The organism is Colwellia sp. 6M3 (assembly GCF_014077595.1).
GTDB lineage: Bacteria > Pseudomonadota > Gammaproteobacteria > Enterobacterales > Alteromonadaceae > Cognaticolwellia.
In genome coordinates, this window is sequence record NZ_JACGWF010000006.1 from 44139 (window position 1) to 67090 (window position 22952).

Here is a 22952-nt window from a genome sequence, read left to right on the forward strand (position 1 = left end):
CGGTAATAATATAGCAATTTTCTTTAGCCTGCGAATTAGTTATATTGGCACTATCATTTTTTAGAGATATTTTCTATTGAGTAATTTAAGAACTACAGCCTTATCACATTGGCTTGAAAGTCAGTTTTCAACGCAAAAAATCAACTTATTACCACTTACAGGTGATGCCGGTTTTCGACGTTACTTTCGCTTTGCATACCAAAGTAAAAGTTATATTGCGGTTGATGCGCCGGTAAAACTATCAAATAACCAAGCTTTTTTAAACGTTCAGGAAATTTTGAAAGATGTTAGCGTTAATGTACCTAACATTATCCATGCGGATCTCGAACAAGGTTTTCTTTGTCTTAGCGATTTTGGCGACATGGTATTATCTGAACGATTATCAAGTGATAACATGCAGAAATATTACGCTAAAGCGATAGTAGAATTAGATAAAATGCTAACATGCTCATCGGTATCTGTGTCGACTTTACCTTTGTATGATGAAAAATTTATTTTCACAGAATTGAGCATCTTTACTGAATGGCTACTCGAAAAACATTTAGCTATTTACTTAACTGCAGAAGAGAAAATTGCATTAACCCGTTGCTTTGATGAATTAGTTTCAGCCATGGTTGAGCAACCTAAAGTATTTATGCATCGCGATTATCACAGCCGAAATATTATGCAGCTTAGTAATGATGAACTGGGTATTATTGACTTTCAAGATGCTGTACAAGGGCCCGTTATCTATGACTTGGTTTCCTTATTAAGGGATTGTTACGTACGTTGGCCAAACCAGCTTATAGCACCTTTAATAGAAGATTATCGCTTACAAGTGCAAAATTATTTTCCAAACGAAACCCTAACAAAAGAAAAATGGCAATATTGGTTTGATTTAACTGGATTGCAGCGCCATATAAAAGCGAGTGGTATTTTTGCACGCCTCTATCACAGAGACAGTAAATCAGGATATTTAGCTGATATTCCACTTACCTTGAGCTACATACAAGATGTTAGCGCACAATATGATAAACTCACTTTTTTACATGAGTTAGTCAGTAAGCGGGTAATACCTGCGCTCAACAAATAACATAATGTGCTTATTTTTAAGTAAGATTTTGGAAAGTTTTTCATGAAAGCTATGATATTAGCAGCAGGTAGAGGCGAGCGAATGCGACCACTAACTGATAACTGCCCTAAACCACTGTTAACAGTGAATGGCTTGCCGTTGATAGTGCACCATATAAAAAACTTAGTGGCGGCGGGTATCAAAGATATTGTAATTAACCATGCATGGCTAGGTCAAAAAATTGTAGATTATCTCGGTTGCGGTCAGCAATTTTCGGCGAATATAAGTTATAGCGAAGAGCCTGTAGCATTAGAAACAGCCGGTGGTATTATAAAAGCATTGCCGATGTTAGTTGAACATGAAGACGATGTTTTTATGGTGATTAATGGTGATATTTATTGCGATTTTAATCTCAAGCAATTACCACGTTTAGGTGAAGAGTTTAACGCTCATTTGTTATTGGTTAATAATCCAGAGCATAACCCTAAAGGTGACTTTCAACTTGTCGAAGGGGTATTAACTAACCCTAAAAACAACCATCATGAAACATACACTTTTAGTGGTATTGCTCTTTACAGAAAAAGTTTTTTTAAGCAAGATGCTGCAACACAAGAATCGACTTTGTTACAACCAGTTCAAGAACAACAACTTATACAACCTTTAGCACCTATGTTAAGGGCTGGGGCTGAACAAGGTAAAGTGTCAGCGAGTTTAATGACTAACGCTTGGACAGATGTTGGAACACCAGAACGTTTAGCTAAGCTAAACACTATTTAACCATTTTATAATTAATTAATTATCGAGTTTTACGATGCGAATTTGGGGTAAAGTTTTAGGATTTTTATTTGGCTTGATGCTGAGTAAAAATATTTTCGGTGCGTTATTGGGCGCTTGGCTCGGACATCGGTTTGATAAAGGTATAGGGCTTAATTTTAACAACTTAGGTGGTGCTAAATCGGATGCCGACCGCCAAGCAATATTTTTCTATAGCAGCTTTTCAGTTATGGGTTTTATTGCTAAGGCTAATGGGCAGGTTACCCAGCATGAAATTGCTTTTGCTACAGCTTATATGGATAAGTTGGGGCTACAAGGTGCAATGCGTCAACAAGCTCAAGATGCATTTAGAGATGGAAAAACAACAGGCTTCCCAGTTACTGAACGTTTAACCGAACTAAGATCTGTCGTTGGAAATCGTCAGGATTTATTGTTACTTTTTTTAGAAATTCAAATTCAAGTGGCTTTCGCTGATGGAAGCCTAGATGAAGATGAACGAGAAGCACTGCACCAAGTTGCTCAAGGCTTAGGCTACTCTGCACATGAATTAGATAAATTATTAGAGATGATAATTGCAGGGGCTAGTTTTCATCAACAAGGGCAAAGAGGTGGAACTCATAGCTTTGCACAGTCGGGTCAGCAACTTGAAAACGCCTATAAAGTGTTAGGTGTTACAGAACAAGATTCAGCGAGTGATATTAAAAAAGCTTATCGTAAACTTATGTCGCAACATCACCCAGATAAACTGGTAGCTAAAGGTTTACCTCCTGAGATGATGGAAACGGCAAAACAAAAAGCACAAGACATTCAAGCAGCTTACGAGTTAATAAACGCACAAAATAAATAACAACTTTTGTATTTACTTCGTTTTTAAAGATTATTTTAACAACGAAGTAAACAGCATAAATGCGACTAAATTGCTTTTTTATGTGTTAAGTGACTGATCAGTAGCTTGCATACGCAGTTGTAAGTCGCGTAGACTAATGCCGATTTTGATTTATACTTTGGATAACACAAATGTTCCTTTCAGTAACTAATAGGCGATTTATCGCAATATGGCTTAGCGCTATATTGTTAGTATTGTCTGTGGCTGCTGCTGCGCATAGTGTTGAACATATAGATGATGGTGTTAAAAAACACTGTACGTTGTGTTTTCATCAACATCAATTCGATCAAGTACTACCACAGCAAAACGCCACACTTGACTTTAATGTTCAGCAAGTAGAAACAATCGTTACTGTTGAACCAAAATTAGCACTAATTCAACGTGTTAATTATCATAGCCGCGCACCTCCCAAAACGCTTTAAACCTAATTATTTAACAAGCTATTTTTACAAAACCAACTTGCCAATTGAGTAAGTGGGTTGTTGTATTCGTATATAATTTATTTTAGAGATTTCCAAATGAAAAATTTCCAACGTGTTTCGACTTTTGTATCTACAGATATCGCTGGTTGCTTAGCGACTATTAACCCGACTAAAGTAACGGCTGCTTTAATCTTATCTGGCGCTTTGCCTTTACTTTCATTCGCACAAACGCCGACATTGTCTAACCTTACTGTCAGTGCTGTGCTAGATGGCTACTATCAGAGTGAAGATCGCCTGATGACCGAAAGAGCAAAAGGCTTTGGCTTAGGTGAAACTGAGTTAGCGTTTAGTGCCAGTATCGATGATATGTTTTTTGGTAAACTCACCACTGTTTTTGAATCACATGAAGGTGAAACCGAAGTTAATGTCGAAGAAGCTTTTATACAAACAATGGCATTGCCGAATGGATTTACTGTTCGAGCAGGGCGATTCTTATCTGATATTGGCTATTTAAATAATCAACATCTTCATACTGACGCTTTTACCAGTAGACCGAGTGCATATCGTGCATTTCTAGGCGGACATTATTTCGATGATGGCTTAAGAGTAAGCTATATAGCACCAACAGATTTGTACTGGACGATGGGAGCTGAAGTTTTTTCAGGTGATAGTTTACGAGCTGAAGATGAGTCAGGTGAGCGCGAATTTGATAGCACGGGCGTTTATACGGCGTTTACAAAAATAGGTGGTGATATTGGTATTGAAAGTTCATGGCAGTTGGGGGCAAGTTACCTACGCAATGAAAATGGTCTGTTAACGCCTGAAGAACACGATGAAGAAGGTGAAGAAGGTGAAGAAGCGCATGCACACTCTGCTAGCTATACAGGTAAAAATACCTTTGTGGCTGATTTTGTTTATAAGTGGGCGCCAAATGGTAACTATAAATATCAACATTTAACGCTCAGTGCTGAATATTTTAGGGTGAGTGATTTTATGGTGCCAGACCTTGATGAAGAGCATTTGTCAGCAGAACATGACGAAGAAGGTAGTGTTAATGATTATCATCAAGCTTGGTATGTTAGTGGAGTCTATCAATTTTCACCAAGTTGGTCAGCAGGACTGCGATACGGAAAATTAAATACTCAAGTACTACACGAAGAACATTTCGATCAACAAACCCTAAAAGAAACTGAGCTAAGTGTTGCTTGGCACAATAGTCACTTCTCAACCGTTAGAGTTGAATTTAGTCATCAGAGTAATATTGGTTTTGATAATGCTGAAAATGACAATGTTATTACTTTGCAATATGTAATGGCACTAGGAGCACATAATGCACATCAATTTTAAATTACTGCTTAGCAGTGCTTTACTGACGTTGAGCCAAAGTGCTTTCGCGCAAATGAATATTTTTGCATGTGAGCCAGAGTATGCTGCTTTAGCAAAAGAGCTTGCTCCCTCAGCGAAAATTTATACTGCAACAACCGCTATGCAAGATCCACATCAAGTACAAGCGCGACCTAGCCTGATTGCTAAAATGCGCCAAGCAGATCTTGTGATCTGTGCTGGGGCTGATTTAGAGATAGGTTGGTTACCTATGTTGCAAATGAAATCGGCTAATACTCGAGTACGTAACACAGAAGATGGCTTATTTTTTGCCGCTGATCATGTCGAAACGTTAGACCAAATGAGTAATGTTGATCGCAGCATGGGTGATGTTCATAGTGCTGGAAATCCACATTTACATTTTTCACCACAGCGTGTTCTCGACATTGCGAAGGCACTAACAGAGAAGTTAATTCAGCTAGATACAAAGCAAAGCGATGTGTATCAGCAGCAGTTATCAAGCTTTGTGAATCGTTGGCAATTGGCGAGGACACAATGGCAGTCAAAAGTGGCGACGTTGCAGGGCATGAAAGTTATTGCCTATCACTCAACATTTCGTTATTTATTTGATTTTACAGGTATTGATTCTGTTGCTGATTTAGAGCCCAAACCGGGATTGCCGCCAACAAGTAGCCACCTTGCAAGTTTGTTAAAACTAGCTAACCAAGGTGATATATCGGCAATCGTTGTGGCTTCTTACCAAGATCAACGTGGAGCGAACTGGTTAGCAGAAAAATCGAATTTACCTGTTGTTGTGCTACCTTTATCGGTCGGTGGTAATCAGCAAAGTGATGATTTATTCAGCTTGTATGACAGTGCTTTAGACCTATTAATTAAAGTAAATCACCCTAAAAAATAGCATTTAAAGCTACAGGTATTATCGATGGATTATGAATTACTCACTATACTGTTACCTGCATTCGCTGCGGGTATTTTAGTACTTTCAACTCATGTTGTATTGGGTAAACAAGTATTAAGGCGTGGTATTATTTTTATAGATTTAGCTATTGCACAAATAGCGGCTTTAGGAGCGATAGTTGTGCGTATGGATCATGATCTTGCTGAGCTTGCGTATGCAAATATTTGGATCCCAGGCCTATTTGCATTAGCAGGGGCAGGCATTATTGCCTTATTAGCCAAATATATGGCAGAAGAGCTAGAGGCGATGATCGGTTGTTTTTACGTTCTATCTGCTGTGACAGCTATGTTGTTGTTATCTAATGATCCACATGGTGCAGAGTTACTTAAACAACTAATGTCAGGTCAAATTCTTTGGGTAAGTTGGCAGCAACTGTTATTACCAACGATAGTCTATAGTGCCATACTTGCGTTAATACTTTACCGACCTAAAATTTTAGATGGAGCTGCTTTCTATTTATTATTTGCTGTGGTTATAACATTATCCGTTGAGCTTGTTGGGGTTTATCTTGTTTTTAGTACCTTAATATTACCTGCTTTAGCAATTAATAAATTACAGGGCACTCGGGTATTGTTATGGGCTTACGGTGTAGGTTTAGTTGGGTATTTACTAGGCTTGTATATGTCAGCAACTTTCGATTTACCTAGCGGTGCGGCAATAGTGGCGACATTAGCCTTAAGTGCAGTAGTGTTTAGATTAGTAAGTAGGTTAGGTTTAAGAAAGTAAATAGGGTGTGTTGATTCAAAAATTAAAAAGCCAGCAAGTTAAAAACTGCTGGCTTTTTCAATGGTAATGTTCTGACTAAAATAATTTCTAGTTAGATAATTAGAAGCTGTAAACTAAAGTCATTGCTGTTTCAGTGTTAACATTTTCTTTATCTTCATCAACGTCAGTATTGTAATCTACAGTAAAGCTAAATTTAAGTTGTAGTGTTTCAAGTAACTTTGTAGAAATAGACGTTCTTGCTTTATAAGTACTGTTTGCATCACTTTTTGGAGCATACTTTGCTACTAATAACTGCTTAAATAAAACGTGCTCATTAATTTCACGTGTGTATAAAGCTTGGGCTTGAACAATAAAGGCAGTATTGATTTCTTCGGGATCAGTATCAGTTGCACTGACAACATCGCGTTTAAAACCTGGACCAATATCAGCATCTAGTGTTGTTTTTTCAGTTTCATACCAACGACGACCCCAACCTGCAGAAATTGAGCTCTGGTTGTCGAAACTACTAAAACGGTCGTCTTCATAAGAAGCATTCGCATAGATATAGTTTGGACTTGCCTTGTCAATTGTATAATTAGTTTGGCCGACTGCAGTCCACTTTTGATCACTGGTAGTAAAGTGATCTTCGCCATTTTCATCTTCTTCCTCACTTTTCTTTACCAACGAGCCTAAGTTTACTGTTGATTTCCAAGCACCTGCTTCGTGAGTAAAGTCAAAACCTGCTTTAACATCTGCACTGTTTGTATCACCTGTTTTAAAAAGCATACCTAGCTCTGCAGAAGCAGTATAAGGAGATTTAACTTTTGGTGCGGTTGCTTCTTCTGCTAATGCAACTAACGGCATAAAACAAAGTGCTGCTGATATTAACTTATGACTCATTTGTTTCTTCCTTTCTTACGTGTAATGATAATTGTGGATATGGTATTTCAATGCCAGCATCATCTAATGCGACTTTAATTTTTTGTAACAGATCACGATGTAATGGCCAGTAATCGGCAGAGGTAACCCAAGGGCGAACAACAAAGTTTACTGAGCTTTCAGCAAGTTCTTGTACACCGATAACAACTTCTTTATCTTTTAAGACTAATTCATGCTCACTGGTTATCTTAGTAAGTAACGCTTTAGTTTTAGCAAGATCTGCATCGTAACTTACACCAATAACTAAATCTAATCGGCGCTCAGGTTTGGTTGAAAAGTTAGTAATCGTACTAGAGGTAATTTTACCATTTGGAATTATGACCGCTTTGTTATCACCAGTTCTTAATTTTGTTGAGAAAACATGAATTTCTTCAACAATACCGGAAACACCCGCTACATCGATAAAATCACCACTTTTGAATGGCTTTAATATAATAAGCAGAACACCTGAGGCAAAATTAGATAGTGATCCCTGTAGCGCTAAGCCTATTGCTAAGCCAGCTGCACCGACTATGGCGACTAATGAAGTAGTGTTAAAACCTAAATGAGAAATAGCAGCGATAATAACAATAACGAACAACATACCGTAAAGTAAGCTGCTTAGGAATGAGATAATGGTTTCATCCATACCTCTATGACGCATAACTTTTACAACGCCATCGCGTACTAAATTTGCAACAAATTTACCAATAAATACGATAGCTAGTGCAACGACTAATTTTATCGCAAAATCCATTAGCATTTGTTGATTTTCTAGAAACCAGTTCTGAATAGTGTCCATTATTTACCCTGAGCAATTTTATGATGGGGGATTATAATAAACATCAATTGAAATTTCATTACATTGTTCAAAAAACACCATAATTTTCAACATTACTTTAAGGAGTGTTTTGGGGAGAAAGGAGAAGTTTACATTGCAAGCCAAAACAAAAAAATCCGATGAATACGATTCATCGGATCATTGACTAAATTTTCAATATAACGGTTACCGTTATGAACACATAGGCATGTTAGTAATAGCTATTAATGCTATTTAATTAATGCGTCTAATTTACCCGTTGAATATTGCACAAACATATTGTCTAAAGATATTGGCTTAATACCTGAAGCATGACCAACACTACCAAAAGCTTCATAACGCGCTTTACAAATATCATACATTGCTTGTGTTGACGCTTTTAGAAATTTACGTGGGTCAAACTCGCTTGGGTTTTGTGCTAAAAATCGGCGAACTGCGCCTGTTGAGGCTAAGCGTAAGTCAGTGTCGATGTTAATTTTACGCACACCATTTTTAATACCTTCTTGAATCTGCTCAACCGGAACACCATAAGTTTCAGGTATTTTACCACCAAATTCATTAATAACGGCTAACCATTCTTGCGGCACAGAAGAAGAACCATGCATAACTAAATGCGTATTAGGAATACGAGCATGAATCGCTTTAATACGATCGATAGCGAGAATATCGCCTGTAGGTGGGCGAGTAAATTTATAAGCACCATGTGAAGTACCACAAGCAATGGCTAAGGCGTCAACTTGTGTTTTTTGAACAAAATCAGCCGCTTCTTCTGGATCAGTTAGCATTTGATCCATGGTTAATTTTCCAACCGCGCCAATACCATCTTCTTCGCCAGCTTCACCCGTTTCAAGTGAACCTAAACAACCTAATTCACCTTCAACTGAAACACCACAAGCATGTGCCATTTCAACCGTGCGACGAGTTACGTCTACATTGTATTCATAGCTTGAAGGTGTTTTACCGTCATCCATAAGTGAACCGTCCATCATAACTGATGAAAAGCCTAATTGAATAGAGCGTTGACACACGCCAGGTGAGGTACCGTGATCTTGGTGCATTACCACAGGAATATGAGGGAATTCTTCAATAGCAGCTAAAATTAAATGACGTAAAAAAGGTGCACCAGCATAAGCACGAGCACCAGCAGAACCCTGCAGTATTACTGGGCTATTAGTATCGTTAGCAGCAAGCATAATTGCTCTAACCTGCTCCAAATTGTTAACGTTAAAAGCTGGAATACCGTAACCGTTTTCGGCGGCATGATCTAACATTTGGCGCATAGAAACTAAAGCCATGAATTAACTCCTGAGATTATTGTTGGTGATAAAATTGATTTCAAAAAGGTTTCATTATGAAACTTAGTGCTTTCATGTCGTAATTGTATCAGAAGAAATTAGTGCATTGCACGTGAAAAAATAGCACTACTGTGGTTAATAAACCGCATTATTTTACAGTTATTATATTTGTGTTTTTATTACTGAAATATTGAAGATATAAGAGAGGTTTTATTGCTAAACAGCTATAAATTTATGTAATTTTACTACAAATTAATGGCAGTCTAGAGAATATATTTATGATAAATATTTTGCTTGGTGATAAAAGTAGATTTTGACCTAAAATGCTTGCGGGGAACATGGGGTTAATAAAAAAACGGCAGTGTATTTCTACGCTGCCGTTGTAACTATTGTGTTTAGCAAATTTATTTTTTAGCGCGAGCTTCTAAAATAGCTACTGCAGGTAATTTTTTGCCTTCTAAAAATTCAAGAAAAGCGCCACCACCGGTTGAGATATAAGATACCTTGTCTGCAATATCATATTTATCAACTGCGGCTAAAGTGTCACCACCACCTGCAATAGAAAATGCTTTACTATCTGCAATGGCACGGGCGATAACTTCTGTACCTTTACCGAATTGGTCGAATTCAAATACACCTACAGGGCCATTCCAGACTACGGTGCCAGCATTAGCAATAATTTCTGCTAGCGCTTTAGCGCTTTCTGGACCTATATCAAAGATCATGTCGCCATCGGCAACGTCATTTACATTTTTCAGCGTCGCAACGGCTGTTTCAGAAAACTCTTGACCAACAACAACATCCGTTGGAACTGGAATTGAACCATTATTGTCATTGGCTTGTTTTGTTAAGCGCTTAGCTTCATCAACTAAGTCAGCTTCGAATAATGATTTACCAACATTATGACCTTGCGAAGCAATAAAAGTATTAGCAATACCGCCACCAACAACTAATTGATCGACAATACCTGCGAGAGAATCAAGCACGGTAAGTTTAGTTGAAACTTTTGAACCACCAACAATAGCCACTAATGGGCGGGCAGGGTTATCAAGGGCTTTTGATAAAGCTGAAAGCTCACCCGCTAATAATGGGCCAGCACAAGCCGTAGGTGCATATTTTGCCACGCCGTGGGTACTTGCTTGTGCACGATGAGCGGTGCCAAATGCGTCCATGACAAAAATATCACACAACGATGCTAACTTTTTAGACAAAGTATCATCATTATTTTGCTCGCCTGAATTGAAGCGAATATTTTCAAAAATAACTAGTTCACCAATATTAACATCTACACCGTCAAGGTAACTTTTAACTAAACGTACAGGTACATTTAGTGCTGCACTAAGATAGTCGGCAACCGGTTGTAATGAAAACTCTTGATTGTATTCGCCTTCAGTTGGGCGACCTAAATGTGACATTACCATGACTTTAGCACCCGCTTCTAAAGCGTGCTTCAAAGTTGGTAATGCAGCTCTTAAACGAGCATCGGAAGTTATTTTGCCATCTTTTATTGGCACATTTAAGTCTTCACGAATTAGCACACGTTGATTGTTTAATGCTAGATCGGTCATTTTAATTACTGACATGTTTATTTCCTGTTGATAGAAGTTTAACTGTTAAGTAAGTGATAAATAAATTCTTGGTTGGGTGCTATCGAACTAACCCACTTTAGCCATAGTATAGGCGGTATCTAATAAACGGTTAGCGAATCCCCATTCGTTATCACACCAAATAAGTAACTTAACCAAACGTTTGTGACTAACACGAGTTTGGTTACCATCCACAATGCTTGAATGCGGATCATGGTTAAAGTCAATAGAAACCAGTGGCTCAGTGGTATAACCTAAAATCCCGGCTAAACCGTTTTGTTGAGCGTCGATAATTGCTTGGTTAATGTCAGCAATAGTCGCATCGCTCGATAAGTTTAAGCTCAGATCCATTGCCGTTACATTGATAGTGGGAACTCGCACTGCAATGGCTTCAAATCGACCAGCAAACTTAGGTAGTATTCGTTCAATACCAGCGGCTAGCTTAGTGTCTACCGGGATGATTGATTGGCTTGCAGCACGAGAACGGCGTAAATCAGGGTGATAAGCATCAATAACTTGTTGGTCATGCATTGAAGAATGAATAGTAGTAATCGCACCACTTTCAACACCAAAGGCTTTATCTAAAACCTGAATAACGGGCACGACACAGTTGGTGGTACACGAGCCGTTTGAAACCACTTTCTCAGCTGGAGTAAGTAGTTGATGATTTATGCCATAAATAATCGTAGCGTCTAAATCTTGTGAACCTGGATGCGAAAAAAGTACCTTTTTTGCACCTTGTTTAATATGTTGTTGTCCATCGGCTTGGCTGCCATATTGTCCGCTACAGTCAATAACTATATCGACATTATGTTGTTGCCATGGCAAGTTGCTTAATTCAGCTTCATGACTTAATGCGATTTCGTCACCCGCAATAAATAATTTGCCATTACTTTGTTGAACTGAAAATGAAAAACGCCCGTGTGTAGAATCGTACTTTAATAAATGCGCTATACCTTCAGGCTCTGCTAACTCGTTAATAGCGACTAAATTGAATTCGTTCGTTCTGCCGTTTTCATATAAAGCACGAACAACATTTCTGCCGATTCTTCCAAAGCCATTTATTGCAATATTAATTGACATATTATTGGATCTTATTGCTAACGAACCTAGAAAAGGAAATAGCCAGTTAACAATATTAACTGGCTATCAATAACGTTTAACGGTGAGAAAAAGCGATTAGCTTAAGCTGTTTACCGTTTTAACAACGTTTTCAACACTAAAGCCAAAGTGCTCAAGAAGCACATTACCTGGCGCTGATTCACCAAATGTTGTCATACCAACAACTTTGCCACTTAACCCAACGTATTTATACCAAAAATCGGTATGAGCCGCTTCAATAGCAACACGTTTAATCACTGTTGATGGCAATACAGATTCTTTATAGTCACTGTCTTGAGCATCAAAAATATTGGTTGATGGCATAGAAACAACACGCACGTTATCACCTAAGCTTTCAGCGGCTTTCAATGCCAAAGACACTTCAGAGCCCGTGGCAATTAAAATAATCTCTGGTGTGCCAACGCTGTCTTTTAAGATGTAACCACCTTTAGCAATGTCACTAACTTGTGCATTAGTACGACTCAACGCAGGTAAACCTTGGCGTGAGAAAATTAATGAAGTTGGCGCATTTTGGCGTTCAACCGCGTTTTTCCATGCAACTGCTGACTCGGTTGCATCGGCTGGACGCCATGTCACCATGTTTGGCGTTGTACGTAAGTTAGTTAATTGCTCGATAGGCTGATGCGTTGGACCATCTTCACCTTGACCAATTGAATCATGGGTATAAACAAAAATGTTTTGAATGCCCATTAAAGCAGACATACGTACAGCATTTCGTGCGTATTCCATAAACATCATGAAAGTTGCGCCGTAGTTGATAAAACCACCGTGCAATGAAATACCGTTCATAATACCGCTCATACCAAATTCACGAACACCGTAGTAAATGTAGTTACCAGCAGCATCGTCTTGAATACCTTTTGAACCAGACCAAAGCGTTAAGTTTGAACCCGCTAAATCGGCTGAGCCACCTAATAATTCAGGTAACATTGCACCAAATACTTCAATAGTATTTTGTGATGCTTTTCGCGAGGCAACATTTTCAGCTTTTTCTTGGCACTCTAAAATATAAGCATTAGCTTTTTCTTCAAACTCAGCAGGCAAAGCACCTTTAATAACACGGCGTTCATACTCAGCAGCTAATGCTGGATGTGCAGCTTGGTATGCAGCAAATTTATCATTCCAACTTGCTTGCTCTGAAGTGCCTTTTTCTTTTTGATCCCAGTCAGCGTAAATATCTGCTGGAATTTCAAATGGCGCGTGTGGCCAATTTAAAAATTCGCGAGTCGCGGCAATTTCATCATCACCTAATGGTGCACCATGGCAATCGTGTGTGCCTGATTTATTAGGCGAGCCAAAACCAATGACCGTTTTACAACAAATCATGGTAGGTTTATCTGTTACCGATTTTGCTTCTGTTATTGCCGCTGCAATAGCCGCACTATCGTGTCCATCTACGTCACTAATAACATGCCAACCGTAAGCTGCAAAGCGAGCAGGCGTATCGTCGGTAAACCAACCTTCCACTTTACCGTCAATTGAAATGCCATTGTCATCCCAAAAAGCAATTAATTTACCTAAACCTAAAGTACCCGCTAATGAACAGGCTTCATGCGAAATACCTTCCATTAAACAACCATCACCTAAAAATACATAAGTGTGGTGATCAACTATATTGTGACCTTCGCGGTTAAATTGTGCCGCTAAAGTTTTTTCGGCAATTGCCATACCTACCGCATTAGAAACACCAGCACCTAGTGGGCCCGTAGTGGTTTCAACACCTGGTGTGTAACCATACTCTGGATGACCAGGGGTTTTTGAATGCAATTGACGGAAGTTTTTCAACTCACCAATTGGTAGATCATAACCCGTTAAATGCAATAATGAATATATAAGCATTGAACCGTGGCCATTTGATAAAACAAAGCGGTCACGATCGGCCCATTGTGTATCTGTTGGATTATGCTTTAGAAAGTCACGCCATAAAACTTCAGCGATATCTGCCATGCCCATTGGGGCTCCAGGGTGTCCTGATTTAGCTTTTTGCACGGCATCCATGCTTAAAACTCGAATTGCATTGGCCAGTTGTTGACGCGACGGCATAATTGCTCCAATTATTGTTAAATTTGATGGGATATAAATTGCGCTTATTTTCACCTAGAGTGCCCCTTGACTGCAAATTTAATTAGCACTTTTATGGCATTATTTTTAACTAAGTTATATTTATCGTCTTTTAAATGTGAAATGACCTGATTTAATGAATGAAATAAGATTTTGATCGCTTATTAATTTGATTGAGCAAACTGAAAGGGAAGTTAGTAGACAGATATAAACTTTAGCATTTATATAAGAAAAAATTAAAATCGTTCATTTAATGAGCTTTTGGTTGAATATCTATACAAGTTGCTTTAATGTTAATGCGTCGTATTAATAAAAATTAGAAAAAGATACAACATAATACAGGATTAAAGAATGAACAGGTCGTCGTCACGCGGAATTAAGCTGACTACGGTAATATTAGCGGTATTAATATTAGCAGTATCAGCAGTGTTGAGCACAGGCTCAGCATTAGACGACAAGGAAGTTACAATAGAACAAAATAATTAAGAGCTTATCAATTAGCTCATCATAACTACTAGCCTCGCAATAGCGGGGCTTTTTTATGTACAGGATGTACGGTATGTCGTGGTGACAGGACGTCAAGGAACGACGGAACAGGATGTACGGTATGTCGTGGTGACAGGACGTCAAGGAACGACGGAACAGGATGTACGGTATGTCGTGGTGACAGGACGTCAAAGAACGACGGTACAGGATGTACGGTATGTCGTGGTGACAGGATATCAAGGAACGAAGGTAAACGATGCCGTAATACGATATTAACCGTTTTAAAATGATCTATTGAGGCTTACTAAAAGCAATTACTGGCGTCCCCACCAGGACTCGAACCTGGAGCAGCGGCTTAGGAGGCCACAGTTTTATCCAGTTAAACTATGAGGACAAAGCGCAAGTAGTTTGATTATCACCACGCAGTATTAACTAGCCCAGAGCAGTGAAATGCTATTTAAAGCCCAAGTATGCTACAACTATTTTATTAATTTGTATTCAAAAAAATCAAATAAAATTAACACTAACAGAGGCTTAATTAATAGCAGTTGAATTCATCCTTTCAATGAACTCTTAACTTATTGTTTAATATCTTACGGCTAAGTCATTTATTTGTATATTGTCTAATACGTGTTGTGCTGCCGTTGTTGCATGGGCACTATCTTGGCTTACTGAGGTAACAATCACTTTATAAGGACTAATATTAAAGCCGGTGTATGTGCGTTTATCATCACTGACAAAGTTATTGAAATGCAGTAAAGAGAACTCATCACCCACTTGCACCCCGTGTCTTTTGCCTAAGTTAAAAGTAATTGAATTACCCTGAACTTGCACGATGCGACCTTGGGTTGGCTGACACATCATGTTTTCGTCGATATCTCGCACCATGTCATCTAAAGACAGGTTTATTTGTTGGCCATATTCACTCTGCCAAAAGTTTTGGCTAGTTACATCAATATGTTTACGCTTATCAAAATCCCATGGCGCAGAACTTTGATAATGTTTATCTAGAATTCTTTCACCTGTGGTGCCATCGTGAACATAGAGTGCGATATTAAATTGGCGTTGATAAATATTTTTTTGCCAGAATTGCCAATCATTGTTTTCATCATCCGCCATAGATAGGTCTTGAATTTCTGAAAATAAAACATATTGGCTGTCTGACATATTAGCTAACGACATCGCTAAATTTTTTAAGCTTTGAGCTTGCAAGCTTTGATTGTATCGTGAAAATTCTGTTTTGGTTTGCAGCGCTAACTTAGTGTCTAGATATATCCCTTGCTGCTGTATTTTACTGGCGAGCTTTTTAATTAATGTTTTATCAAGTGCATAAATACTACCAATATTGGCTTGTTCTCGATGCAATATATTACTACGAGTAAGTAACATCGATTTTTTATAATCAGCGGCAAAACATTTTTTTTCTTGTGGGAAAATATCAGCTCGAATAGTAACTGTTACAAAGTCGTCGTTGTAGGTTTCACTGATCAAGGCTAATGAATTAACACTGCCACTGGCTCGTATGCTTATTTGATCTTGGGTGAGTAAGCCGTTAACGACTTGTTGTACACTTGATACAGAAGCACCTGCAACCAACAACGCTTTTTTTAGTGCATTTTGCATCGCTTGAGCTTTGGCTGCTTTATTATCACCATTTTTTATGCTCGCCACACCTTGCGATTCATACCATTGTCCAAAACTGGCACTACTGAATAAAGCAAAGCAAAGGCAAATTGAACTTAAGCGCATAAATATCTCTTTTAATAGTGGATCGATTTCTCTATTCAAATATGCACTTTTTGTGCCTACTAATACTTTAAATATAAACCAATGTTGGTAAAGCTATTACCTAGCTAATTTAGTTCACTATTATATGAGTTGATAAACGTGGTATTTTTATGTCCCCCAGTGTTAAAACACAGGGTAAAGTTTTAGGTGGTATTCATTGCAGAATACACAACTTGGTATCACTCTATAATATAAGCAGAGAGGTTTGCCTTTTATTTAGGCGTTCTACTAGGTAATCGATTAGGTAAGCAAATAGGCATCAGTAGAGTGTTATTAATAATTCCTCTGGTATCTTTTATTCATATACTGTTTGGTTTTTAATCTAATATTGATGAAGCCAAGTTAAATTTAAATATTGGCGCGGATCATGCTTTGTTATTTGTATTAATTTTATGATATTTGTATTAATTGAGGATAGCTCAATGAAAAATTGGCTTATAGCACTACTAATACCGACACTTATGGCGTGTTCTGTAAAAACCAAAAACAATGATTTTTATGGTTCTAATTACGTTGATAAACAAGAAATTGACAGCTTTGCGTTACCTCGTCATGCAATAAACGATGTAGTTAAAGGTTTGGCATATCAAATGTTGGAAAGTAGTACATTTGTAAATCCTAAAACGCCAATTGCCATTGCGTCATTTGTGGATTTAAAAAATTTAGAATCAACCAATTGGCTTGGTAATCAACTATCTGAAAGCTTTGTTCATGAAATGCAGCGACATGGCTTAGTGGTTATTGATTTTAAAACTACTGGGCATATTCGAGTTACTGAAGATGGTGACTATGTTTTTAGCCGAGATTGGAAAGAATTACCTGAACGTCAGATAATTGACTATGTAGTGACCGGAACCATGATGCAACAAGAAGCAGGGGTTTTAGTTAATGCTCGGATGATAGGTATGCAATCACGTGTTGTTGTTGCAACTGCTCAGTCTTTTATTCCGGCTTGGGTTGTAGGCGATGACTTTAAAAATGATGATAATGTTAAAATGAAAGATGGCATGATCATACGTGACAGCGCAATGCTAGCTGATGATGCTCGTGCAATTGCTATACAGAAATAATACTCCAATGATGAGAATGACAATATCGAAGGTGAATATGAATACTTTACGCAATAATATCGCAATTTTTTTAAGTGCTATAGTTTTGAGCGCATGTTCTTCGGTGTTTGATAGACATGTTGAATGGCAAAATGTAAAGCCAGAGCAATTTCCTGTATTAACGGCTATTGGCCAAGCGCCAATTAGTTTGCAAAACTCAACACACAAAACACAACGTATGTTAATGGCAATGAAAGCATCAAAAATTGCTGCCTATGCCGAGCTTGCTGAACAAGTTTATGGGCAAAGTATTGATGGCAAAACCACTATGTCTAATTTAGTGGTAGATAACCAGCTACTAAAGGCTTCGGTACAAGGTATTATTCGTGGCGCTAAAGTTGTAAAAAGTTACCCTGTTGGTGACAGTTACACAACAGAGTTAAGCTTAGACTTTAAAGATGTATATGAAATTTATAATGCATCGTCTAACCGTCAAGAGATAAAGCATATCACTTATTATTAGCATTAGTGGCTGAAATTTATACCTAAAAATAAAAGTGCTTAAGCTTTTAACCCTAGGCTACTCAGCCCACCAGAGGTTTTTCCTTTGCTATCATAAGTCATTGATGACTTATTATGATTTTCTAATAAAGAGGTTTTCATTCGTTCAACTGAGAGTTGAGACTGATGAATGATTAAACCATTAATTTGGTTTTGTTTTTTACAGCGGACTAAACACGCTTCAATATCGGCTAACTCTGTGTCGAAATTACCAGCTAACTTTTCTTGTTTGAACTCAAAACTTTGTCCTATAGCATTGTCAATTTCTTGAATCGCTATCAGTAAGTTGTTTTTATCTGAGGTAATACTAATAAGTGCATCAGGGTTTTGTTTCTGAAGGACGTCTTTCTCTGTATTTAATAACGTTTCTAGTTGCATCAACTGAGATAACTGTTGAGAGATCAATTGTTGCGGTGTTATTTTTTCAGACACTTATTACTCCTTTACTTCTTACGAGTTAGTTGAGATCAAATTCAAAGTTAGCAATACTCGCTGCCAGTTTTTCTGGGTTAACTTTATAATCACCAGATGCAATAGCATCTTTTAATTCAGCTATTTTTTTCTGGTTTAGCACTGGTGAGTCAGCTGCTTTTTTTTGCAACTCAGTCATCTGTTTTGCTTGTGGGGTAATTGACACCGAATCGCGCGGTGCTAATTTAGCTTGTTGCGATGTATTTGCATTTTCGCTAACTTGCTGTTTAGTTTGAACTTGTTGCTTTACTTGGTTGGTGTTACTCAAGTTATTGATATTAATAGCCATTATTGTATCCTACTTACAACAGTTATTGGTTTCTAACCTTTTATCGGCAAAACAGCAGAAAACTTAAGCAATTATTATAAATTAATTACGACTTGGTTAATAGCGCTAACTTGCCCTTGAACAATTCGTCCAGATTGCTTATTTCGCACGGATATAATTTCACCTAAGCTGCCGTCGTCTAACGCAACGCCAAACGACTTAATCTCAAAGCTATCTGACTTAGCAATGATATTCACAGGCTCATCTTTACAAACAAAGCAGGTGTTTTTATTTGTTATAACGCTACCTTGAGATAAATTTCTTTTGGTGCGCACACCAGTGGCAAGGCTTGGATCTGTCATCACTGCCCCTCGAATTTGCCCTGAGTCTTTAAATATAAGTTCTATATTACTTTGACTGAGTAAAGTACCTTTGCTGACGCGCATTCGTGTCACTACAACAGGCACTATTGTTTGAATTTTTACCGGTATATATAAATACCAAGAATTTTCGTCGGAACAAACAATTTTAACATTTACGTTTCTACCGTTATGGTTTTCAGGTATATTTGCCGTTAATGGTGACACACAAGATTGTAATGAAATGCGAGGATCTATTTCAGATACTTCGACATTTAGCTTTCCTTGAGCAGGTAAACTCACGTTATTCTCGACATGTTTTTTGATGAAGTTATAGAGATACTCCCGATCAAACGTCATGGCTGAACTCGAATTAACTATGGCTATGTATATAAGGGCTATTGTTAATATTATCTTTAATTGGCTCATAATTTCTTATTTGAATGCTAGGGAAATAAAAATACTCGTCTAAGCTTAATTTAGTTAACTAAAATCAACTCAACTTAAATTAATATACATAACGTCAAAGTATTTACGTTATGCACAGACATTAGTGGTTTTAATGATTGTACAATCAAGAATCGTGCCTTTGTTATATTTGCAATGGCATACCAAAGAGGTTTCTTATGACAGGCATACTAGACTCAGTTAATCAGCGCACTCAATTAGTCGGACAAAACCGATTGGAGTTGTTGCTATTTAAACTTAATGGGCGGCATCGCTTTGGCATTAATGTTTTTAAAGTACGTGAAGTCATGCCTTGTCCTAGACTGACTTTATTACCCAAACAAGATAAGGTTATTAAAGGCGTTGCTCACATTCGTGGCCAAACTATTTCTATTATTGATTTAAGTAAAGCTACTGGTGGCCCGGAGATTGAGCAAACAGAAGATAGCTTTGTCATTATTGCTGAATATAATCGCAGCGTGCAGGGCTTTCTTGTTGCCGGTGTTGAGCGTATTGTGACCGTGAGTTGGAAAAATATGATGCCACCGCCAGAAGGGGCAGGAAAATCAAGCTACCTAACGGCAGTTACTGAAATTGACAACGAAATGGTCTCTATTCTTGATGTTGAAAAAATCCTCAATGAAATCAACCCAATTTCAACAGAGTTAAGTGAAGGTATTGCTGATGCAACGGTGGGCGAAAAAATTGGTGAGCGAGTCATTATGATCGCCGATGATTCAACCGTGGCGCGCAACCAAGTCAAACGTGCGCTTGAATCTTTAGGTTTAACTATGTTGTTAGCCAAAAATGGTCAAGATGCACTTGATCAATTACAAACAATTGCTGACGGGTGTCAAAATAGTATCACCGAAAAAGTCGCTTTGTTAATTTCTGATATTGAAATGCCGGAAATGGATGGTTATACGCTGACAGCAGAAATTAAGCAAAATGATCGCATGAAAAATATGCCTGTTATTTTACACACCTCACTCAGTGGTGTTTTTAATAATGCTATGGTAGAAAAAGTTGGGGCTGAAGATTTTATTCCTAAATTTCATCCTGACGAGTTAGCTACTGCGGTTAAAAAGTGGTTAAAACATGATGAAACTTCTTAATGTTTGTTTGCATTCTTTAGATAAGGTGGATAATAACTAGTGTTAACTAAGCAACTCGATGATAAAAGTTATCATCAGTTTAGAATATTTCTAGAGCAGCAATGCGGTATTGTTTTAGGTGAAAGTAAACAGTACTTGGTAAAAAGTCGCCTAGCACCACTGATGGCAAAATTTGATGTTGCGTCTTTGTCTGATTTAGTAGCGCAAACGCTTAATCCGGTTAAACGGCAACTGCGGGCATCAGTTATTGACGCCATGACCACCAATGAAACCTTATGGTTTCGTGACGACTATCCTTTCGAACTTTTGAAAAAGAAAATCCTGCCAGAATTTAAAGGCCAACAAACACAATTAAAAATTTGGTCAGCGGCAAGCTCATCAGGACAAGAACCTTATTCAATTGCTATGGCGGTTTATGAATTTCAACAAAATAACCCCGGCGCATTTCCTGGTGGTGTTCAAATTATTGGCACTGATATCTCTAACACCATGTTAGAACATTGCAAGTATGCTCATTATGATAATTTAGCCCTCTCACGAGGTTTATCTTTAGAGCGTAAAAAACAATTTTTTGAAGCCGGTGATAATGGTATGCTGAAGGTGAAAGACTTCATTAAAAACATGGTCAGCTTTCGCCAAATTAACTTATTAAATAGTTATAGTTTAATGGGGCGTTTTGATTTGGTTTTCTGCCGTAACGTCTTGATTTACTTCTCTCCTGAGTTAAAGTCAAAAATAATTTCACAAATCCACAGTACGTTAAATAAGGACCGTTATTTATTTCTTGGCGCCTCGGAATCGCTTTCAGGTATTAGCCAAGATTTTAATATGATCCGTTGTAATCCTGGCATCGTTTACCAAAAAAAATAACCTCTCTATAAATCTCTGGCATAAATCTTGAATAAATACCTTCATTCATACGGAGGTATTTTTTTATGGCTATTAGTTTTGAAAAAGCATTTGGCATTTACCCGCAAAGTTTACAAATACGTGCACAACGTGCGGAGCTTATTGCCGGCAATATTGCCAATGCCGATACACCCGGCTACAAAGCCAAAGGAATGGACTTCAAAGCCGCATTAGCGCAAGCAGCCTCAAAGCAACAAACCGGCATGACGCGCACTAACGAAAAACATTTCGATGTTCGTATGGAACTCAATAACGGCGTGGGTTTTCGTGTACCTAATCAAGCAGATACTGGTGACGGTAACAGTGTAGATGTACAAGTGGAACGAAACTTGTATCTAGAAAACTCTATGCAATATCAAGCAAGCCTACAATTTCTTAACGGAAGCATAAAAGGCTTGAGAAAAGCAATTACTGGAGGGCAATAAAAATGAGCCTATTTAATGTATTTTCTATATCTGGTTCGGGTATGAGCGCACAGTCTGTCCGCTTAAATACTACGGCTAGTAATATTGCTAATGCTGATAGTGTTAGCAGTAGTATCGATCAAACATATCGTGCACGCCACCCAGTTTTTGCCGCTGAGATGCAAAAAGCTGCCGCTGGACAAAATGAGTCGGTTGGTGTTCAGGTACTTGGTGTTGTTGAAAGTAACAAGCCGCTTAATATTGAATATGCTCCTGACCATCCAATGGCCGATGGTGAGGGTTATATTTACAAGCCGAACGTAAATGTTATTGAAGAAATGACTAACATGATTTCTGCTTCTCGTTCATATCAAACCAATGTGCAAATAGCGGAGTCAGCAAAAAGTATGCTAACTAAAACGCTAACACTTGGTCAACGCTAAGGTTAAATAGGAACTATCATGGAAACAGTATCTGGCTCTAGCCCATTAGATAACATCCGCTGGCAGCAGGAGAACAATACTCCTGAGGCAGACGAAGACCGAGGAATGTTAACGCAAGCAGATTTCTTTGCGTTACTTACTCAAGAACTGTCGAATCAAGACCCGACCAAGCCAGTTGAAAACAATGAGATGATATCTCAGATGACCGCTTTCTCGACCACTGATGGAGTGACAAAGTTAAACGATCAATTTACCAGTTTTGCTGCTTCAATGTCGTCTAGCCAAGCCCTGCAAGCATCATCGCTTGTTGGTCGCAGTGTTTTAGTTGAAGACAACGTCTTTGGTATGGAAGAAGGTCAATCGGTAAAAGGTAAGTTAGTGACCGACCAACCGGCAAGTAATGTCAATATTTACGTTGAAAACGTTGCCGGTGAAATTATTCAAACCGTGCCAGTAGGTAGCGTAGCAGCAGGTGGATTTACCTTTACTTGGGACGGCAAAGGATCTAATGGCGAGCCTGCACCTGAAGGGGCATATCGCTTTCGTGTTGCCGGCTTAGTTGAAGGTAATACATCAGAATTGCAAGCGATGACTTATCGCAAAGTAGATAGTGTCACTTTGGCCGGAAGCGGCGGAAGTATTTTATTAAACCTTAATGGTGGCAGCACCATGAAACTTTCGGACGTAGTCGAAGTTTCTCAAGGTTAAGC

At 38.2% G+C, this 22952-nt stretch carries 25 protein-coding genes and 1 tRNA gene; 15 read left to right on the forward strand and 11 right to left on the reverse strand.

Annotation, left to right across the window (positions count from 1 at the left end):
* Positions 1-76 precede the first annotated feature (76 nt).
* The 7 genes from H4J50_RS02655 (at position 77) to H4J50_RS02685 (ending at position 6161) form a co-directional block, all read left to right on the forward strand.
* Complete coding sequence (locus H4J50_RS02655) at positions 77-1072, forward strand: aminoglycoside phosphotransferase family protein (RefSeq protein WP_182254279.1); 996 nt, start codon at positions 77-79, stop codon at positions 1070-1072.
* A 42-nt stretch (positions 1073-1114) separates the two neighbouring features.
* Positions 1115-1828, forward strand: a complete 714-nt coding sequence (murU, locus tag H4J50_RS02660) for an N-acetylmuramate alpha-1-phosphate uridylyltransferase MurU (protein WP_182254281.1) — start codon at positions 1115-1117, stop codon at positions 1826-1828.
* A gap of 34 nt (positions 1829-1862) precedes the next feature.
* Entirely contained in the window at positions 1863-2672 is an 810-nt protein-coding gene (gene djlA / locus H4J50_RS02665; protein WP_108455051.1) for a co-chaperone DjlA, read from the forward strand.
* Between the two features lie 170 nt (positions 2673-2842).
* Positions 2843-3133 carry an ABC-type zinc uptake system zinc chaperone gene (locus tag H4J50_RS02670; protein WP_108455052.1) on the forward strand — a complete coding sequence of 97 codons (291 nt, stop codon included), beginning with the start codon at positions 2843-2845 and terminating at the stop codon, positions 3131-3133.
* A gap of 96 nt (positions 3134-3229) precedes the next feature.
* Positions 3230-4480 (forward strand): hypothetical protein, encoded by a 1251-nt coding sequence (locus H4J50_RS02675; protein ID WP_162533715.1) that lies wholly within the window; start codon positions 3230-3232, stop codon positions 4478-4480.
* Positions 4464-5375 (forward strand): metal ABC transporter solute-binding protein, Zn/Mn family, encoded by a 912-nt coding sequence (locus tag H4J50_RS02680; protein ID WP_108455053.1) that lies wholly within the window; start codon positions 4464-4466, stop codon positions 5373-5375. The genes H4J50_RS02675 and H4J50_RS02680 overlap by 17 nt, the downstream gene beginning before the upstream one ends.
* Positions 5376-5399: 24 nt before the next feature.
* Positions 5400-6161 carry a metal ABC transporter permease gene (locus H4J50_RS02685; RefSeq protein ID WP_182254283.1) on the forward strand — a complete coding sequence of 254 codons (762 nt, stop codon included), beginning with the start codon at positions 5400-5402 and terminating at the stop codon, positions 6159-6161.
* 99 nt (positions 6162-6260) lie between these two features.
* On the opposite strand, the gene H4J50_RS02690 is transcribed toward H4J50_RS02685, so the two are convergent.
* From H4J50_RS02690 to tkt, 6 genes are all read right to left on the reverse strand, one after another.
* Positions 6261-7040 carry a YdiY family protein gene (locus H4J50_RS02690; protein WP_182254285.1) on the reverse strand — a complete coding sequence of 260 codons (780 nt, stop codon included), beginning with the start codon at positions 7038-7040 and terminating at the stop codon, positions 6261-6263.
* A complete protein-coding gene (locus tag H4J50_RS02695; RefSeq protein WP_108455056.1) occupies positions 7030-7860 on the reverse strand; it encodes a mechanosensitive ion channel family protein in 831 nt (276 codons plus the stop codon). Before H4J50_RS02695 ends, H4J50_RS02690 begins: the two co-directional genes overlap by 11 nt.
* Before the next feature lie 248 nt (positions 7861-8108).
* Positions 8109-9173: a class II fructose-bisphosphate aldolase gene (gene fba / locus H4J50_RS02700; protein ID WP_108455057.1), complete on the reverse strand. Its 1065-nt coding sequence runs from the start codon at positions 9171-9173 to the stop codon at positions 8109-8111.
* Between the two features lie 404 nt (positions 9174-9577).
* Positions 9578-10756: a phosphoglycerate kinase gene (locus tag H4J50_RS02705; RefSeq protein ID WP_182254288.1), complete on the reverse strand. Its 1179-nt coding sequence runs from the start codon at positions 10754-10756 to the stop codon at positions 9578-9580.
* 72 nt (positions 10757-10828) lie between these two features.
* A complete protein-coding gene (gene epd, locus H4J50_RS02710) occupies positions 10829-11842 on the reverse strand; it encodes an erythrose-4-phosphate dehydrogenase (protein WP_182254290.1) in 1014 nt (337 codons plus the stop codon).
* A 96-nt stretch (positions 11843-11938) separates the two neighbouring features.
* Complete coding sequence (tkt, locus tag H4J50_RS02715) at positions 11939-13924, reverse strand: transketolase (protein WP_182254328.1); 1986 nt, start codon at positions 13922-13924, stop codon at positions 11939-11941.
* Between the two features lie 369 nt (positions 13925-14293).
* Here tkt and H4J50_RS19530 point away from each other — a divergent pair, with 369 nt between their 5' ends.
* The gene (locus H4J50_RS19530) at positions 14294-14428 is read left to right on the forward strand and encodes a hypothetical protein (RefSeq protein ID WP_259366141.1); all 135 of its coding nucleotides are present in this window, start codon (positions 14294-14296) and stop codon (positions 14426-14428) included.
* A 318-nt stretch (positions 14429-14746) separates the two neighbouring features.
* On the opposite strand, the gene H4J50_RS02720 is transcribed toward H4J50_RS19530, so the two are convergent.
* Positions 14747-14822: transfer RNA gene (locus H4J50_RS02720), tRNA-Arg, on the reverse strand.
* A gap of 191 nt (positions 14823-15013) precedes the next feature.
* On the reverse strand, positions 15014-16216 hold the full coding sequence (locus tag H4J50_RS02725; protein ID WP_239059099.1) for a flagella assembly protein FlgT: 1203 nt from the start codon (positions 16214-16216) through the stop codon (positions 15014-15016).
* A 422-nt stretch (positions 16217-16638) separates the two neighbouring features.
* Between H4J50_RS02725 and H4J50_RS02730 the strand changes: the two genes are divergently transcribed.
* A complete protein-coding gene (locus H4J50_RS02730) occupies positions 16639-17286 on the forward strand; it encodes a FlgO family outer membrane protein (protein WP_108455062.1) in 648 nt (215 codons plus the stop codon).
* Positions 17287-17323: 37 nt separating this feature from the next.
* A complete protein-coding gene (locus tag H4J50_RS02735; RefSeq protein ID WP_182254292.1) occupies positions 17324-17788 on the forward strand; it encodes an LPP20 family lipoprotein in 465 nt (154 codons plus the stop codon).
* A gap of 38 nt (positions 17789-17826) precedes the next feature.
* Here the strand turns inward: H4J50_RS02735 and H4J50_RS02740 are convergent, their stop codons facing one another.
* From H4J50_RS02740 to flgA, 3 genes are all read right to left on the reverse strand, one after another.
* A complete protein-coding gene (locus H4J50_RS02740) occupies positions 17827-18258 on the reverse strand; it encodes a flagella synthesis protein FlgN (protein WP_239059100.1) in 432 nt (143 codons plus the stop codon).
* Between the two features lie 25 nt (positions 18259-18283).
* Complete coding sequence (gene flgM, locus H4J50_RS02745) at positions 18284-18586, reverse strand: flagellar biosynthesis anti-sigma factor FlgM (protein ID WP_108455064.1); 303 nt, start codon at positions 18584-18586, stop codon at positions 18284-18286.
* A gap of 74 nt (positions 18587-18660) precedes the next feature.
* Entirely contained in the window at positions 18661-19284 is a 624-nt protein-coding gene (gene flgA / locus H4J50_RS02750; RefSeq protein ID WP_239059101.1) for a flagellar basal body P-ring formation chaperone FlgA, read from the reverse strand.
* A 266-nt stretch (positions 19285-19550) separates the two neighbouring features.
* On the opposite strand from flgA, the gene H4J50_RS02755 reads away from it, so the two are divergent.
* The 5 genes from H4J50_RS02755 (at position 19551) to H4J50_RS02775 (ending at position 22950) form a co-directional block, all read left to right on the forward strand.
* A complete protein-coding gene (locus H4J50_RS02755; protein WP_182254294.1) occupies positions 19551-20486 on the forward strand; it encodes a chemotaxis protein in 936 nt (311 codons plus the stop codon).
* Positions 20487-20525: 39 nt separating this feature from the next.
* Positions 20526-21356, forward strand: a complete 831-nt coding sequence (locus H4J50_RS02760) for a protein-glutamate O-methyltransferase CheR (RefSeq protein WP_182254296.1) — start codon at positions 20526-20528, stop codon at positions 21354-21356.
* Positions 21357-21421: 65 nt separating this feature from the next.
* Positions 21422-21820: a flagellar basal body rod protein FlgB gene (gene flgB / locus H4J50_RS02765; RefSeq protein WP_182254298.1), complete on the forward strand. Its 399-nt coding sequence runs from the start codon at positions 21422-21424 to the stop codon at positions 21818-21820.
* A 2-nt stretch (positions 21821-21822) separates the two neighbouring features.
* On the forward strand, positions 21823-22242 hold the full coding sequence (flgC, locus tag H4J50_RS02770; protein ID WP_108455068.1) for a flagellar basal body rod protein FlgC: 420 nt from the start codon (positions 21823-21825) through the stop codon (positions 22240-22242).
* A gap of 18 nt (positions 22243-22260) precedes the next feature.
* Positions 22261-22950, forward strand: coding sequence for a flagellar hook assembly protein FlgD (locus H4J50_RS02775; RefSeq protein ID WP_182254300.1), 690 nt, complete (start codon positions 22261-22263; stop codon positions 22948-22950).
* Positions 22951-22952 lie beyond the last annotated feature (2 nt).